13 protein-coding genes, 6 tRNA genes and 1 other RNA gene are annotated in these 16,195 nt (G+C 53.0%); 7 read left to right on the forward strand and 13 right to left on the reverse strand.

The window, feature by feature from the left end:
* Positions 1 to 146: 146 nt before the first annotated feature.
* The 5 genes from CMR03_RS24085 to CMR03_RS24105 form a co-directional block, all read right to left on the reverse strand.
* Positions 147 to 278: non-coding RNA, RtT sRNA (locus CMR03_RS24085), on the reverse strand.
* A 31-nt stretch (positions 279 to 309) separates the two neighbouring features.
* Positions 310 to 385 (reverse strand) — tRNA-Lys (locus CMR03_RS24090).
* A 4-nt stretch (positions 386 to 389) separates the two neighbouring features.
* A tRNA-Val gene (locus CMR03_RS24095) sits at positions 390 to 465 on the reverse strand.
* Positions 466 to 506: 41 nt separating this feature from the next.
* Positions 507 to 582: transfer RNA gene (locus CMR03_RS24100), tRNA-Val, on the reverse strand.
* A gap of 48 nt (positions 583 to 630) precedes the next feature.
* Positions 631 to 706 (reverse strand) — tRNA-Val (locus tag CMR03_RS24105).
* 270 nt (positions 707 to 976) lie between these two features.
* On the opposite strand from CMR03_RS24105, the gene gltX reads away from it, so the two are divergent.
* The gene (gene gltX, locus CMR03_RS24110) at positions 977 to 2,392 is read left to right on the forward strand and encodes a glutamate--tRNA ligase (protein WP_096012876.1); all 1,416 of its coding nucleotides are present in this window, start codon (positions 977 to 979) and stop codon (positions 2,390 to 2,392) included.
* A 33-nt stretch (positions 2,393 to 2,425) separates the two neighbouring features.
* Here the strand turns inward: gltX and CMR03_RS24115 are convergent, their stop codons facing one another.
* Both CMR03_RS24115 and CMR03_RS24120 read right to left on the reverse strand, forming a co-directional pair.
* Positions 2,426 to 2,779, reverse strand: a complete 354-nt coding sequence (locus CMR03_RS24115; RefSeq protein ID WP_063880457.1) for a YfeC-like transcriptional regulator — start codon at positions 2,777 to 2,779, stop codon at positions 2,426 to 2,428.
* 111 nt (positions 2,780 to 2,890) lie between these two features.
* Complete coding sequence (locus CMR03_RS24120; RefSeq protein WP_096012877.1) at positions 2,891 to 3,679, reverse strand: formate/nitrite transporter family protein; 789 nt, start codon at positions 3,677 to 3,679, stop codon at positions 2,891 to 2,893.
* 362 nt (positions 3,680 to 4,041) lie between these two features.
* Here CMR03_RS24120 and CMR03_RS24125 point away from each other — a divergent pair.
* Positions 4,042 to 4,117, forward strand: a tRNA-Ala gene (locus CMR03_RS24125).
* 46 nt (positions 4,118 to 4,163) lie between these two features.
* Positions 4,164 to 4,239, forward strand: a tRNA-Ala gene (locus tag CMR03_RS24130).
* Between the two features lie 150 nt (positions 4,240 to 4,389).
* Here CMR03_RS24130 and CMR03_RS24135 read toward each other — a convergent pair.
* Together CMR03_RS24135 and CMR03_RS24140 are read right to left on the reverse strand one after the other, a co-directional pair.
* On the reverse strand, positions 4,390 to 5,154 hold the full coding sequence (locus CMR03_RS24135; protein WP_244181422.1) for a nucleotidyltransferase domain-containing protein: 765 nt from the start codon (positions 5,152 to 5,154) through the stop codon (positions 4,390 to 4,392).
* 205 nt (positions 5,155 to 5,359) lie between these two features.
* Complete coding sequence (locus CMR03_RS24140) at positions 5,360 to 6,550, reverse strand: NupC/NupG family nucleoside CNT transporter (RefSeq protein ID WP_063880451.1); 1,191 nt, start codon at positions 6,548 to 6,550, stop codon at positions 5,360 to 5,362.
* A gap of 362 nt (positions 6,551 to 6,912) precedes the next feature.
* Here CMR03_RS24140 and CMR03_RS24145 point away from each other — a divergent pair, with 362 nt between their 5' ends.
* Both CMR03_RS24145 and CMR03_RS24150 read left to right on the forward strand, forming a co-directional pair.
* The gene (locus CMR03_RS24145; protein ID WP_063880450.1) at positions 6,913 to 8,154 is read left to right on the forward strand and encodes an Nramp family divalent metal transporter; all 1,242 of its coding nucleotides are present in this window, start codon (positions 6,913 to 6,915) and stop codon (positions 8,152 to 8,154) included.
* A 118-nt stretch (positions 8,155 to 8,272) separates the two neighbouring features.
* A complete protein-coding gene (locus CMR03_RS24150) occupies positions 8,273 to 8,956 on the forward strand; it encodes an O-methyltransferase (RefSeq protein WP_096012879.1) in 684 nt (227 codons plus the stop codon).
* Positions 8,957 to 9,004: 48 nt separating this feature from the next.
* Here CMR03_RS24150 and CMR03_RS24155 read toward each other — a convergent pair whose 3' ends face one another.
* Together CMR03_RS24155 and mgrA are read right to left on the reverse strand one after the other, a co-directional pair.
* The gene (locus CMR03_RS24155) at positions 9,005 to 9,367 is read right to left on the reverse strand and encodes a DUF2502 domain-containing protein (protein WP_096012880.1); all 363 of its coding nucleotides are present in this window, start codon (positions 9,365 to 9,367) and stop codon (positions 9,005 to 9,007) included.
* Between the two features lie 153 nt (positions 9,368 to 9,520).
* The gene (gene mgrA / locus CMR03_RS24160) at positions 9,521 to 10,510 is read right to left on the reverse strand and encodes an L-glyceraldehyde 3-phosphate reductase (RefSeq protein WP_096012881.1); all 990 of its coding nucleotides are present in this window, start codon (positions 10,508 to 10,510) and stop codon (positions 9,521 to 9,523) included.
* A 219-nt stretch (positions 10,511 to 10,729) separates the two neighbouring features.
* Between mgrA and CMR03_RS24165 the strand changes: the two genes are divergently transcribed.
* Together CMR03_RS24165 and glk are read left to right on the forward strand one after the other, a co-directional pair.
* Positions 10,730 to 12,382, forward strand: a complete 1,653-nt coding sequence (locus CMR03_RS24165) for a thiamine pyrophosphate-binding protein (protein WP_096012882.1) — start codon at positions 10,730 to 10,732, stop codon at positions 12,380 to 12,382.
* A gap of 162 nt (positions 12,383 to 12,544) precedes the next feature.
* On the forward strand, positions 12,545 to 13,510 hold the full coding sequence (gene glk, locus CMR03_RS24170; protein WP_063880445.1) for a glucokinase: 966 nt from the start codon (positions 12,545 to 12,547) through the stop codon (positions 13,508 to 13,510).
* 54 nt (positions 13,511 to 13,564) lie between these two features.
* On the opposite strand, the gene CMR03_RS24175 is transcribed toward glk, so the two are convergent.
* Together CMR03_RS24175 and CMR03_RS24180 are read right to left on the reverse strand one after the other, a co-directional pair.
* Positions 13,565 to 14,293 (reverse strand): LytR/AlgR family response regulator transcription factor, encoded by a 729-nt coding sequence (locus CMR03_RS24175; protein ID WP_063880444.1) that lies wholly within the window; start codon positions 14,291 to 14,293, stop codon positions 13,565 to 13,567.
* Positions 14,290 to 15,960, reverse strand: coding sequence for a sensor histidine kinase (locus tag CMR03_RS24180; RefSeq protein ID WP_096012904.1), 1,671 nt, complete (start codon positions 15,958 to 15,960; stop codon positions 14,290 to 14,292). Before CMR03_RS24180 ends, CMR03_RS24175 begins: the two co-directional genes overlap by 4 nt.
* Positions 15,961 to 16,195 lie beyond the last annotated feature (235 nt).

The following is a 16,195-nucleotide window of genomic DNA, read 5'->3' on the forward strand; positions in this document are numbered from 1 at the left end:
TTGCCTCGGCCCGGTGGGCCTCGCCCTTCGGGTGATGCTGGCGCATCAGCCTGAACCGCTTTGCGATTCAGTCGAACCTGCAGCAGGTTCTCATCCCGCACGTTTTACGCATAGCAAAAAGGCGCCTTTAGGGTGCCTTTCAACATTGGTGGGTCGTGCAGGATTGCCTCGGCCCGGTGGGCCTCGCCCTTCGGGTGATGCTGGCGCATCAGCCTGAACCGCTTTGCGATTCAGTCGAACCTGCAGCAGGTTCTCATCCTGCACGTTTTACGCATAGCAAAAAGGCGCCTTTAGGGCGCCTTTCAACATTGGTGGGTCGTGCAGGATTCGAACCTGCGACCAATTGATTAAAAGTCAACTGCTCTACCAACTGAGCTAACGACCCGAAGTGGTGGGTGATGACGGGTTCGAACCGCCGACCCCCTCCTTGTAAGGGAGATGCTCTACCAACTGAGCTAATCACCCACTTCGGTACTGCTTCACAAGAGTGTCATCTGACTAAGATATGGTGGGTGATGACGGGTTCGAACCGCCGACCCCCTCCTTGTAAGGGAGATGCTCTACCAACTGAGCTAATCACCCATATCTTATCTCTTGCACACTGCGGGCCATCTTAAACCTTGTTAAGAGTGGTGGGTGATGACGGGTTCGAACCGCCGACCCCCTCCTTGTAAGGGAGATGCTCTACCAACTGAGCTAATCACCCCCGCTGTGTGGAGTCGCATTATAGGGATAGTTGATTTTGAGTCAACGCTTTTTAAAACATAATTGTGCGTTCGGTTTAATTTTAAACATCCCGTAGCGATTTTATCCAATGTGCTGGTTTTCTTAGCAGAAATATAGGGTTTGCTGGCGCTCAGCTGCCTTGCATGCATTGAGGATTCATCATCAGATGCTAGAATATGCGCACTCTTTTCGCGTCTAACCTGTTTTTTGTCATCCAGACAACGAACCTGCGCATTTAAGGCAATACTGAATGAAAATCAAAACTCGCTTCGCGCCAAGCCCCACCGGCTTCTTACATGTAGGTGGCGCGCGTACCGCCCTCTACTCATGGCTCTTTGCCCGTCATCATCAGGGCGAGTTTGTGCTGCGCATTGAAGATACCGATCTTGAGCGTTCAACACCGGAAGCCATTGAAGCCATTATGGATGGGATGAACTGGCTGAGCCTGGATTGGGATGAAGGTCCTTATTACCAGACTAAACGTTTCGATCGCTATAACGCCGTTATTGATGAAATGCAGGAAGCGGGTACGGCTTATAAATGTTACTGCTCCAGAGAGCGTCTGGAAACGCTGCGTGAAACGCAAATGGCTAACGGTGAAAAACCGCGTTACGACGGCCGTTGCCGCGACAGCCATGAACATCATGCCGATGATGAACCGCATGTGGTGCGCTTCCGTAATCCACAAGAGGGATCGGTTATTTTTGATGACCAGATTCGTGGCCCGATTGAGTTCAGCAATCAGGAGCTTGACGATCTGATAATCCGTCGCACCGATGGCTCACCGACGTATAACTTCTGCGTCGTGGTCGACGACTGGGATATGGGCATTACCCATGTTGTGCGTGGTGAAGATCACATCAACAACACCCCGCGCCAGATCAATATTCTCAAGGCTATCGGTGCACAGGTACCGGTTTATGCCCACGTTTCTATGATCCTGGGCGACGACGGTAAAAAACTGTCTAAGCGACATGGTGCGGTAGGCGTCATGCAATACCGTGATGACGGCTATCTGCCAGAAGCCTTGCTTAACTATTTAGTCCGTCTGGGCTGGTCTCATGGCGATCAGGAAATCTTCTCTGTCAAAGAAATGACAGAGCTGTTTAGCCTGGACGCGGTCAGTAAGTCCGCCAGCGCCTTTAATACCGAAAAGCTGCAGTGGTTAAATCATCACTACATCAACGCGCTGCCGCCAGAATATGTGGCAACACATCTGCAATGGCACATCGAACAGCAGAATATTGATACCCGCACTGGCCCGGAGCTGGCGAAGCTGGTGACCTTGCTCGGTGAGCGCTGTAAGACGCTGAAAGAGATGGCGGCGTCATGCCACTATTTTTATCAGGACTTTTCAGAATTCGATGCCGATGCCGCGAAAAAGCATCTGCGTCCGGTTGCACGTCAACCACTGGAAGTGGTTCGCGATAAGCTGGCTGCATTGACTGACTGGAATGCCGAAACCGTGCATCAGGCGATTCAGCAGAGCGCGGATGAGCTGGGCGTAGGCATGGGTAAAGTGGGAATGCCACTGCGCGTTGCCGTGACCGGCGCAGGTCAGTCCCCAGGACTGGATGTCACGGTGGAAGCGATTGGTCGCACCCGCAGTGTCGCGCGTATTGAAAAAGCGCTGGCCTTTATTGCCGAGCGCGAAGCACAGAACTAATAAAAAAACCGGAAGCATTACGCTTCCGGTTTCTTACTCTTCACTAATCCCCAGACGGCCGAGTACACCTTTAATCCCTTCCCGCAGAATCAACGCCGTAAGCTGATCTTGTTCATTCTGACTCATTTGCTGGACAGAGCTTATCAATAACGCAGGTAAAGAATTCGCTGGAGGCGTGTAATTTGCCGTGGGTTCATTAAGATTGCGCGTCGACTGAATGAAACTTTTCACGCGTTCATCAATATGAATCAGTCTTGCTTTTCCGCCCTGAACACCCGGCTTTGGCGTGGTCGTCCAGTTCTCGCGTTTGATCCATTTGTTCACCGTCTGCCGACTGTAGCCCGTTTCGATTGCCAGTTCTTCCGGAGTTAGCCATTCCTTTTTCACGATGCTGTCCCTGTTAAATACATTAGCCATACATATTACAGCAAATCGTAACGCGTGAAAGTAACTGGAAACGAAATTGCCTTTTGTCTCTCAACAAAAGGCAAAGAAAGTTTATTGCGCGGTGCGTGGCTGCTCGGCAGCGGGGCGGAAAGCGAGGAAGTAAGCCAGACCAACGAAGACGGCACCGCCAACGGCGTTACCTAAGAATACCGCCACGAAATTGGGGAAATATTCAGCCCAGCTCATCTGTCCGGCGAAAATCGCAGCAGGGATGATGAACATATTCGCGACAACGTGCTGGAAGCCAATGGCGACGAACGCCATAACCGGGAACCACATAGCGAAAATTTTGCCTACCACGTCTTTACTGGCGAATGCCAGCCACACGGCAAGACATACCAGCCAGTTACAGCCGATGCCAGAGATAAAGGCGTGCAGGAAATCGGCATGCACTTTTGCGTTAGCAATAGCCAATGTCTTTTTCAGGTAGTCGCCTTCGGTCATGGCCAGCATATGCCCAAAGAACCAGGCGATAGCGATGCTGCCAAGGAAGTTCGCAATGGTTACCCAGAACCAGTTACGTAATACGCTGTAGCCACTTACGCGGCGTGCAAACCAGGCAACAGGCAACGTCATCATATTGCCGGTTAACAGCTCGCCACCGGCCAGAATGGTCAGGATTAAACCGACCGGGAACACCGCAGCACCTAAAAAGCCGCCAAATGAACCCCAGCCCGCTGGGAGTGAGTTGATAACGTGGACATCCAACAAGAAGCCTGTAGCGATGAAGGCGCCTGCCATGAAGCCAAGAATAATTAAGGAACTAATGGAGGCATGGCTTTTTGCCACGCCAGCCTGAATCGCCAGTTGGGCGATCTCTTTGGGTGTATGCAGCGACATATATTCTCTATTGATTTTAGTATTGGAGCGAAAACGCCTGGTTGAAGAACGGTGCGCTGGAGAAAACCATGCAGCCGTATTACATAGCGGGCTAAGTTTTACACGACATTACAGGGAAGACAAGATAATTCCTATAACATATTTAACCGCGTATTAACCTAGCAGCCGATAAAAAATTACTCATCAAACCCAGGCTCCTTTCATGATGTTAACAAGGGCAAGAGAGAAACAAACGCCCGTCATCACGCTGAGTTTGCCGTCTTTTTCAGCGATCAAACACAGAATGTGATTTTGCCGTTGACACTCCATGGGGGGTTTCATATTATGCCGTCCGTCGCTTAACACGACGGTTTTTTCGGTACGGGGCTATAGCTCAGCTGGGAGAGCGCTTGCATGGCATGCAAGAGGTCAGCGGTTCGATCCCGCTTAGCTCCACCAAACTTCTTCCCAAAAGTTTGGCACTGAAAAAACGATTTCCAGATGTGGGGGTATAGCTCAGCTGGGAGAGCGCTTGCATGGCATGCAAGAGGTCAGCGGTTCGATCCCGCTTATCTCCACCAAATCTCTGGCTTTTCAGCCATTATCATTTTGTTCGTAGCGCTTGCTTATAAGCACATCTGTTATATATATCCCGCTTATCGCCTCCTGACATCTTTCAACTGCACTGCGTTGCATTCTCATTCCACTTAACGCCTGGATTCCGCCCCCGTTCAACCTAATTGCTGCAACAGCCATCGACTGAAATCATTAAGGCGTGAAGTAAATTCCGCAACAGTTGCCTGTGGCGTCTTGCTCTCTGCTAAAAAGAAGGTGATCGCGTCTTCACGTTCCGGATAAAGCGCAACGAATCGTACAACATGATCCTCCAGGCTGCGTGGCCAGTCGATATCGTTATCTGTGCGTAACATATTGGTTGAGCGAATCAGTTTTCTGGCCGCCGCGCGCTGATATTGCTGCTGCTCACGAGCCTGGCTGGCGCGGGATAATAACGTGGCATAGCCACTCAATACCGCTGCGACATCACCGTTTATTGCCCGTGCCAACGCGCGGGACGGGCGGAAACGTTCAAAGTACACAGAGAGATCCAGGCCATAGAGGCAGCGGCAGTGGTGCTTTAACCAGTAGCCCCAGGAAAGGCGGTTTTCCGGCGCGAGTGCCTCATTGACCGTGCCGATATCAAAATCGACTTTACTCACCACAGGATGCTCTTCCGCCAGTGCCTGTTTTAACGCTGACAGTCTGTCTTGCTGCTCTTGCCGGAGTGGATGGCTGAAGAGTAAACACAGATCTAAATCCGATCTGCACTTGACGGCGTTTCCGCACGCCACGCTACCGTAAAGATAAATGCTGTGCAGGCCATCCCGATAGTCAGCGCTCAGACGGGCCACGGCTGCGTTGACGACAGCCTGAAACGCCGGCTGAATGTCAGCTGTCGGCAGCGTGGGAATATAGCCGTCGGGGTCCAGACTCATCATGGCTCCTGTTAAACAAACATAACCGATGGAAAGAGGGGATTCGCTCTGGATTATAATCGGGGCGCGCTCCCACTAGTCGGGCAGTATTGATGAGTGTGGTAAGCGTGATCAAGCATTGTGTCTGAACACAAGCCAGCAAACAGGCGGGATAAAGACAAAAAAGGCGAGTCATTTGACTCGCCTTAATGTTTTGCAGAGCGCTAACTCAGAATGCCAGTACCAGGCCTGCAATCGCCGCAGACAGCACGCTGACCAGGGTTGAGCCGTACAGCAGTTTCAAACCAAAGCGTGAAACCACGTTACCTTGCTCTTCGTTCAGGCCCTTGATCGCACCGGCAACGATACCGATAGACGAGAAGTTAGCGAACGAGACCAGGAACACCGACAGGATGCCTTCTGCATTGGGTGACAGCTGACCGGCAACTTTCTGCAGATCCATCATAGCCACAAACTCATTGGAAACCAGTTTCGTTGCCATGATGCTGCCAACCTGCAGCGCTTCGCCAGACGGCACGCCCATTACCCAGGCAAACGGATAGAAGACATAACCCAGCACGCCCTGGAAGGTGACACCGAAAATGAAGTCAAACAGCGCGTTCAGGCCGGAAATCAGTGCGATAAAACCAATCAGCATGGCCGCAACGATAATGGCGACGCGGAAACCAGCAAGAATGTATTCGCCCAGCATCTCAAAGAAGCTCTGACCCTGATGCAGGTCCTGCAACTGCAGATCTTCTTCGCTGTCTACGCGGTAAGGGTTAATGAGCGACAGCACAATAAAGGTACTGAACATATTCAGCACCAGCGCCGCGACCACATACTTAGGCTGCAGCATGGTCATGTAAGCACCCACGATAGACATAGAAACCGTCGACATCGCGGTTGCCGCCATGGTGTACATACGACGTTGTGACATTTTGCCCAGGATATCTTTGTACGCGATAAAGTTCTCAGACTGTCCCAAAATCAGAGAGCTTACGGCGTTAAACGATTCCAGTTTGCCCATTCCGTTAATCTTGGACAACACAGTACCGATACCGCGAATCACCCATGGCAGGATGCGGAAGTGCTGAAGAATACCGATCAGCGCCGAGATGAAGACAATGGGGCACAGCACGTTCAGGAAGAAGAAGGCGAGGCCTTTATCATTCATGTTGCCAAAGACGAAATTAGTGCCCTGAGCCGCATATTTCAGAAGATGATCGAAGAAACCGGCAAATCCTTTGACGAAGCCCAGACCGGCTTCTGAGTTCAGGAAGAACCATGCCAGAATGATTTCGATGACCAGAAGCTGTACGATGTAGCGAATTCGAATACTTTTTCTGTCGTGGCTGACCAGCAAGGCCAGCACACCGACAACCACTAGTGCTAAAAGAAACTGCAAAATATGGGACATGATTGCTCCAAATTTGAGGAGGATTGTATTTTGCTGCGTATTCTATGTAACGGCTTACCGAAAAACGAGATCTCTACCACAATATAAGTATTCAATATCGCCAAATTTCTCAGAAAACTCTCACCGATCACGCCCTGTAACCAAATTGTTCACATCATATTCACTTAAATCTATTGTCTGTAATTTACACAACACGTAGAGTGACGGAATTGCGCCTTAAGTTGTAGGGTTTTTACATACCCAGGGTATAGCAAAGGCTATACTTCATAGCACTATCTATTACAGCGATTACCAAAACCAAATTTCACTTGCGCCTGCGTCGCCTTAAGCTGCACAGGTAAAACAAAGACAGGGTAGCCACTATGTTTGAAAGCCGTGCCGCCGAGCGCGCCGCTCGCGGAGCCAGAAAAGTCAAACTCGCCCTGTTAGGGCCTGCTTTTATCGCCGCTATCGGCTATATCGATCCGGGTAACTTTGCGACCAATATTCAGGCCGGTGCCGCTTACGGTTATCAGCTGCTGTGGGTGGTGGTATGGGCCAACATCATGGCCATGCTTATTCAGTTGATGTCAGCGAAGCTGGGCATCGCAACGGGTAAAAACCTGGCTGAACATATCCGCGATCGTTTTCCCCGTCCGGCGGTGTGGTTCTATTGGGTGCAGGCAGAGATTATTGCCATGGCGACCGATCTGGCAGAGTTCATCGGTGCAGCCCTGGGGTTCAAACTGCTATTGGGGATATCTCTGATGCAGGGCGCTGTGCTGACCGGCGTGGCCACCGTGCTAATTTTGATGCTGCAAAATCGTGGGCAAAAACCGCTGGAGCTGGTGATTGGCGGGCTACTGCTGTTTGTGGCGGCGGCTTATATTGTGGAGCTGTTTTTCTCACAGCCAAAAGTGAGTGAACTGGTTAAAGGCATGGCGCTGCCGTCACTGCCCAATACCGACGCGGTCTTTCTTGCCGCCGGCGTACTGGGAGCCACCATCATGCCGCACGTGATTTATCTGCATTCCGCCTTAACCCAGGGGAAAAGCGATGACAGTCAGGCTCAGCGCTATTCCTCAACCAAACTGGATGTCGCCATTGCCATGACCATCGCGGGGTTTGTCAACCTGGCGATGATGGCCACGGCCGCTGCCGCCTTCCATTTTAGCGGCCACAGTGGGATTGCCGAACTCGATCAGGCTTACACCACGCTACAGCCTCTGCTGGGGCACGCTGCCGCAACGGTATTTGGCCTAAGCCTGGTCGCGGCGGGGCTGTCTTCAACCGTGGTCGGCACCCTGGCCGGTCAGGTGGTTATGCAAGGGTTTATTAAATTCTATATTCCACTGTGGGTACGACGTGCAGTGACCATGGTGCCCTCGTTTCTCGTGATCTGGGCGGGCTGGGACCCGACGCGCGTGTTAGTCATGAGTCAGGTGCTGCTCAGCTTCGGTATCGCACTGGCACTCATTCCGCTGCTGGCGTTTACCGGCAACCGCGAGCTGATGGGCGATGCGTTGGTCAATTCACGGCTGATGCAAAATACGGGGCGCGTCATCGTGGTGCTGGTGGTGAGTCTTAACGCTTATCTGTTAATCGGTCAGGCAATGGGAATGTAACGCGCCTGCCTGATAAACGGTCAGGCAGGCGTCTGTTTTCGGTGTGAATGATATTGTCTTGAGGTTTATCCGCATTGGTTTATATTTTCTTCTGTCTTGATGATTCAGGAGCAAAATGATGCGGAAGCCGGATTATCCTTCAGAAGACCACGCAAAATGGGCCGCGGTCGACGACTATTTTTCTCAGTTACTCCTCCCTACCGATCGCCTTGCTCAAGCCGCGCTGGTTGCCAACAGTCAGGCGGGGCTGCCTGCCCACGACGTTTCTGCCCTGCAAGGCAACATGCTTGCACTGTTTATCAAAATGCTAAACGCAGCACGCGTACTGGAAATCGGCACGCTTGGGGGTTACAGCACCATCCTGATGGCGCAGGCGCTGGGCGAAGAAGGGAAAATCACCACCCTTGAAGCCGACGCCCATCATGCGCAGGTTGCCAGTGATAACATCCGCAATGCCGGGTTGTCTGGACGCGTCGATCTGCGCATCGGTGCGGCGCTGGATGTACTGCCTCACCTGCAGGGACCCTTTGATCTCATCTTTATCGACGCGGATAAGAAAAATAATCCCGCTTACCTGAATTGGGCATTAGCCCTGGCTCGTCCTGGCAGCGTGATTATCGCCGACAACGTTGTGCGCGGCGGGGCGGTAACCGATGCCGATTCCGCAGACATCAACGTGCAGGGGGTACGTGCGTTTTTCGAGCTGCTTTCCAGCGATGCCCGTCTGGAGGCCACAGCCATTCAAACCGTAGGTGAAAAGGGCTGGGATGGGTTTGTTATGGCAAGAGTGAAACACCTCTAGCGCTATCGCCTCAGGTGATTTGCCGACGCGTGGGCCGACAGAGGCGCTTTAGCGATAGCGTTCCGGGTAACGATGGTGCGCGCGGCGTTCGTGGTGCCAGTGGCGTCGTTCATGCTCCCAACGACGTTGCCGGTCGCGCGCGTGCCACTGGCGTTCGCGTTCCCAATGCTGATGACGTCGCCACGCTTCGTGTCGCCACCAGCGACGCTCTTTATACGCATAGCGATCGTTAAACCAGCGCGGCTCGCGCCAGCGGTTGCCGTCCCAGTAATAGCCGCGGCGGTCGCGATCGCCCAGATGAAGCGATACGCCCGGCGCAAGATTAATTGATGACCCTGAGGCCTGAGCGGTGTGCATTGCCAGCGGCGTTAACATGGCTACAAAGGCAGCCAGTAAAATTCCACGTATCATGATTTTCTCCTGACGGCAGCGTGTCTCCGCTGCTGGTTCGCTATTCTGTCGATATTGCGTCTGAGAAACCTGTGGAAACCGTCTGAAAAACCGTGAAAAATCAGGGTTTAAGAGTATTCCGGGATGGCCGCCCGGCGAAGCAGGCGGCGCATGTTACTGCAGGGCAGACTCAATGGCGGCAAGCTCGTCATCCGTGAGAGGAGCCTGATTCAGCATCTGTACTGCATCATCGATTTGTGCCGTTTTACTGGCCCCAATCAGCACTGATGTAATGCGTGGATCACGTAACACCCACGTTAACGCCATCTGCGCCAGCTTCTGGCCGCGCTGTTGAGCAATGGCGTTTAGCTTGCGGACTTTTTCCATTTTTTCATCAGTAAGCTGATTTTCGTTGAGGAACTTGCTGCCGCTGGCAACGCGTGAATCCTGCGGAATACCCTGTAGATAGCGATCGGTCAGGACACCGCCTGCCAGGGGTGAGAACGCGATACAACCTGCACCATGTTCATCCAGTGTCTGAAGTAATCCCTGCTCTGGCGTGCGTTCAAATAACGAATAGCGAGGCTGATGGATCAGGCAAGGCGTACCCAGATCGCGCAGAATCGCCATCGCTTCAGCCGCCCGTTGCGCGGGATAGTTTGAAATCGCGGCATACAGCGCCTTTCCCTGGCGTACGACATGATCCAGCGCGCGCATGGTTTCTTCCAGCGGCGTCTCCGGATCGGGACGGTGGTGATAAAAGATATCAACGTATTCCAGTCCCGTTCGGCGCAGACTCTGATCCAGGCTGGCCACCAGATATTTGCGCGAACCCCAGTCACCATACGGGCCTTCCCACATGGTGTAACCGGCTTTCGTCGAAATAAGCAATTCGTCGCGGTGTGCCTGAAAATCTTCACGCATGATACGACCAAAGTTCGTTTCAGCTGAGCCAGGAGGCGGGCCGTAGTTATTCGCCAGATCGAAATGCGTGATACCGCAGTCGAAAGCGTGGCGCAATAGCTGGCGGCTGACATCCAACTGTGTGCTGTCACCAAAGTTATGCCACAGGCCCAGTGAAATCGCAGGAAGTTTCAGGCCACTGCGCCCACTGCGACGCCACTGCATATGCTGATATCGGTCCGGATGAGGGAAAGCTGTCATATAAGGGTCCTGAGTGAAAACGAATAAATGTGCCAAAACCGGAGGAGTGTATACGCTTACACTCAGTATTAATCCGCGTGAAGTCGCATATTCACGGAATAATACACGGTCGTAACGCGGGCTTGCCATGCAATAGATTGGCTAAAATCTGCAGCCGTTCTCGCCAAATTTACGCCATGTCAGATACTTATCAGAACAATCCCCTAAAAGGAACGCGCTATGTCCGATTTTACGGTTGGTGATTATCTGTTGGCTCGCTTGCAGGAGTGCAGTGTCAGGCATTTATTTGGTGTGCCGGGCGACTACAATCTGCAGTTTCTCGACCGTGTTATTGCCCATCCGGACATTAGCTGGGTGGGATGTGCTAACGAACTGAATGCAGCCTATGCAGCCGATGGCTATGCGCGTTGCTCCGGCGTAGCGGCGCTGCTGACCACGTTTGGCGTGGGTGAACTCAGCGCGATTAACGGTCTGGCGGGCAGCTTTGCCGAGTATGTGCCCGTTATCCACATTGTGGGCGCGCCTTCGAGTCAGGCGATGCAGCAGGGGGATTGTGTGCATCACACGCTGGGAGACGGCGACTTTGGTCACTTCATCCGCATGGCGCAGGAGGTGAGCGCTGCCACGGCACAGCTTACGGCCGACAATGCCACGGCTGAAATTGACCGGGTCATCCTGGCCGCGCTTCAGCAGCACCGTCCTGGCTATTTAATGCTGCCGGTGGATGTGGCCCAGCGGCAAACCTCAGCGCCTGAGCAGCCGCTAATGCGCCCTACCGCTTCACCTCATGAGGTGCGCATCGCGTTTCAGCAGGCGGCAGAGCGGTTGCTGGCACCTGCGAAGCGTGTATCGCTGCTCGCCGATTTTCTGGCGCAGCGCTGGCAGCAGCAGCCGGCTCTGGCAGCCTTGCGGGCGGGACGCGCGTTTCCCTGTGCCACCTTGTTGATGGGTAAAGGTGTGCTGGATGAACAGCAACCGGGTTTTGTCGGTACCTATGCGGGAGAAGGGAGTGAAGGTGAGGTGCGCCAGCAAATTGAAAACGCGGACGTGACGATTTGCGCTGGCGTACGCTTTACCGACACGATTACGGCCGGTTTTACCCAGCAATTCAGCGCGGCACGGCTTATTGACATCCAGCCGCACAGCGCCAGCGTGGGCGGGCAAACGTTCGCGCCCCTGACGATGGCGGATGCGCTAAGCGCGTTACTGCCGGTGTTTGAACGACATGGTGCCGACTGGCAGGCCGCCTGTCCGCCGTCGGCCCCAGAGCCGGTTCCGGATGCAGCTATCATCAGTCAGTCTGCTTTTTGGCAGGCGATGCAGGCGTTCCTGCAGCCGGGTGATATTATTCTGGCCGATCAGGGGACGGCGGCTTTTGGTGCCGCGTCGCTGCGGTTGCCCGTCGGTGCGCAGCTTTTGGTACAGCCGCTCTGGGGCTCTATCGGCTATACTTTACCCGCCGCGTTCGGTGCGCAAACTGCCCAGCCTGCTCAGCGCGTTATCCTGATTATTGGCGACGGTTCGGCCCAGTTGACCATTCAGGAGTTAGGTTCCATGCTGCGGGATCAACAGCATCCCATTATTTTTCTCCTCAATAATGAAGGCTATACTGTAGAGCGGGCGATTCATGGTGCCGCTCAACGTTATAATGATATCGCGCAATGGAACTGGACAGCGCTGCCGCAGGCAATGAGTTTGCAATGTCAGGCGCAGAGCTGGCGCATCAGTGAAACCTTGCAGTTGCAGGCACTGATGACGCTACTTAAACAACAGCACAGGCTGTCGTTTATTGAAGTGGTGATGCAAAAAGATGACCTGCCGCCGTTACTGCGTAAAGTCTCAGCCTGCCTGAGCCAGCGCAACGGCGGTTGAGATTCGGAAAGTTGCCTCTGTGCACGCCAGACTAACGCGGTTAGGCTGTTGCACACACGAGTCAGACGCTCACCCATAGCTTCGGTGAGCGTTGTTGTTTTATCGGCAGGATTTTATAGTGTCCTCCAACTCTTTAAGACCCCCAAGCGGAGCACCAGAAGAATGACAACTTATGCCTTGGTCGGCGATGTCGGCGGCACCAACGCCCGCCTCGCTTTGTGTGAGGTGGAAAGCGGCAGCATCTCCCAGGCCAAAACATTCGCAACATCAGACTACGACAGCCTCGAAGCCGTCATCCGCCACTATCTTGATGAACAAAAGCAGGATATCAAAGACGGTTGTATCGCCATTGCCTGCCCGATTACCGATGACTGGGTTGAAATGACCAACCATGACTGGGCTTTTTCCACTAAAAAGCTCAAAGAGAACATCGGTTTTGAACACCTGGAAATTATTAACGACTTCACCGCGGTGTCTATGGCCATTCCCATGCTGGGCGCAGAACATGTGATCCAGTTTGGTGGCAAAGAGCCGGTTAAAGACAAGCCAGTGGCCATTTACGGCGCGGGAACTGGACTGGGCGTCAGTCATCTGGTGCATGTTGATAAGCGCTGGGTCAGCCTGCCTGGTGAGGGCGGCCACGTTGACTTTGCGGCCAACAGCGAAGAAGAAGATCAAATCCTGGAAGTGTTGCGGGAAGAATTGGGCCATGTGTCAGCCGAGCGCGTGCTGTCAGGCGCGGGTCTGGTCAATCTCTATCGGGCGATTGTGAAAGTGGATCAACGCGTTCCCGAGAATCTGAAGCCGAAAGAGGTGAGTGAGCGTGCGCTTGCGGACAGCTGTACAGATTGTCGTCGTGCGCTGTCGCTGTTCTGCGTCATCATGGGGCGTTTTGGCGGTAATCTGGCGCTGAACCTCGGCACCTTTGGTGGCGTGTACATCGCAGGCGGCATTGTGCCGCGCTTCCTGGAATTCTTTAAATCCTCGGGTTTCCGTGCGGCATTTGAAGACAAAGGGCGTTTTCGCGATTACGTTGCCGATATTCCGGTCTATATGATCACCCACGATCAGCCAGGCTTGTTAGGTGCAGGTGCTCACCTGCGTCAAACCCTGGGCCGTATTCTCTGATGACCGCCATTGCCCTTCCCCAACGGGAAGGGTTCTCTCCGTCCTGTGGTTTCCCTACAAACGCATGAGCAGCCTGAAGGTTTTTACCTTGCTACGGCTGACGGGCACCTGAAAGTCCTTGTCCCTTAATTTGAGCAGATAGGTATTATTGAACCAGGGTTCAATCTCTCTGATCTTATTCAGATTAACGCAGTACGAGCGGTGACAACGAAAGAATTGCTGCTCGGGCAGGCGTGAGCAAAATTCGCTGATATTCATCGACATGACATAGTCTTCACGGCGGGTATACACAAAGGTTAACTTCTCATGAGCCTCGACGTAGTAAATATCATTCACGTCGGTCACGATGATGCGATCGTCTTTGGTCAGGTTAACCGTAAGGGGGTTTTGCGCGCTGGGTGCCTGGGTAATTGTGTGCTGCTGTTGCCAGCTGGCTTCCAGCTTGTTGAGCATCGTGATAATACGTGACTCATGATAGGGCTTCAGGATGTAGTCAAACGCCTCCAGCTCAAAGGCCTCTACCGCATGTTCTTTCCAGGCGGTAATAAAAACAATCAGAGGCTTATGCACAAACTGATGAATATTCTGCGCCAGTAACATGCCATCCAGCGACGGAATATTAATATCGAGAAATATCACATCCACCCGGTGCTGCTGCAGGTATTTCAGCACGTCGAGTCCGTCATCAAAGCAGGCTTCAATCTCAATGTTGCTGTGCTGCTGAATCATCCAGCTCAGCTCTTGCTGGGCAAGGAACTCATCCTCTACGATGATGGCTTTCATGCAAGATTTCCCACCAGTGGCTGTCCGGTTTTGCTCAGGGTAAAGGCGATTTCGGTCCCGGGGTGATGACGCACGATATGCAGTCCCTGGCCCGACAGCAATTTAACCCGGTGATGCACGTTTAACAGGCCGATTTTATTGCCCGGCATTTCGTTGCGTGCAACTCTGTCAATGACCTCATCGCTGATGCCTTGCCCGGTGTCCCGCACCGCAATGCGCACCCGGTCGCCCAAATCGCGCACGCTCAATGTCACCACACCTTTGCCTTTGCAGGGCTGAATGCCGTGCACAATGGCGTTTTCGACTAAGGGCTGAATAAGCAGGCTGGGCAGAGAAAAATGCAAATCCTCATCCACGTCGTAAATCATCGTGAGCTTATCGCCAAAGCGGGCCTGCTCAATGGCGATGTAATCCTTTACCTGCCACAGCTCTTTTTTGATATCGATAAGCTCATCGTCGTTCAGTTCGAGGTTGTAGCGCAGATAACGCGATAAATTGATGACTAACTGACGCGCCGTATCTGGATTGAGCCGGATAGAAGACGATATTGCATTGAGCGCATTAAACAGGAAATGCGGATTTATTTTGCTCTGGAGCGCGCGGAGTTCCGCTTTATTGGCCATTTCACGCAGCTGCTCGGTGCGGGAGACTTCAAGCTGGGTCGAGATAATCTGCGACAGGCCAACGGCCATCTCTTTCAGCGAGCCGGTAATACGGTGCGCGCGACGATAGTAGATTTTTAAGGTGCCGGTGACGTTGCCTTTTTCCCGTAACGGAATCACTATCATGGAGTGAATGTCTTTTGTTCTGTGGGCTTCATCATTGTTTTTAATGATGATTTTACCGCTGTGGATAGCCTGAGCCGTGGTGGGGCTGATGCCGTCATCGCCGTGCTGATAGTTTTGCTCGCCGTAACCGACATAGGCCAAAATTTTCTGCTTGTTGGTCATGGCGACGGCATCTGCTTTGATTTCTCGCCGGATAATGTCGCAAATGTTCCGAAGTGAATCGCTGTTTACCTGCCGGAAAAGCGGCAGCGTCTGATTAGCAATATCCAGCGCCAGCTTGGCCTGACGTGCCGCGCTGGCCTCTTTTTCGCCCTCAACGCTCTGCACCAGTAACACGATTAAGCCAATGCTTGATGCGCCGAGGATCATCGGCAGGGCGATTTCGGACACAATCGCCAGCCCCAGGGCGACAGGTTTCGCCCATAACAGAATAAGCAGCATCGTCAGGCTTTCACAGAACATCCCGCCCAGAATGCCTACCAGCCAGCGTCGCTCGCGCTGCACCCGACGATTGATCCCGCCCGCAACCACCCCGGCAATGATGCTGGTAATCAGGCAGGGCACGGACGTCACGCCGTGAATATCAATCAAAAATCGATGCAGGCCCGCAATCACGCCCGTCACGATCCCCACCCAGGGGCCAAAAAGAATACCGCCCGCCATCACGGCGATAACCCGCACGTTAAGCAATGAACCTTCAACGTTAACACCTGACCAGGTACTGAATAAGGCAAACAGGGAAAAAATGGCAATGACAGCGCTTTTTTCCAGCGAGGTGTGCTCATCTTTTTGTAATAACTGACGAAAAGGCCGGGTTCGCGTCAGAAAAAACAGGCAAATCAGCATGAGCGCCGCGCGATCAAAGACGGCCAGGAGCATGTTAAAGTGTGAGGTCACAGGCGACTCTTCAGCTATGTTAAAGAACGCTATGATAAAAAATGTAATGATAATGCGCCAGCGCGCCCAGCGGTCAGCATGACTGTTCATGTTTTAGATCAATTTCTCTAAAACAGCGAAAAGGGGAAATGTTGACCACGATAAAGGGGAACGCTTATTTCCCTCTTTTGGATTCGGGGCGGGGTACTGAAGCCTGACAGAATTATCAGCGCAGTCG

Origin of the sequence: Pantoea allii (assembly GCF_002307475.1) — a bacterium.
In the GTDB taxonomy this organism is placed as follows: domain Bacteria; phylum Pseudomonadota; class Gammaproteobacteria; order Enterobacterales; family Enterobacteriaceae; genus Pantoea; species Pantoea allii.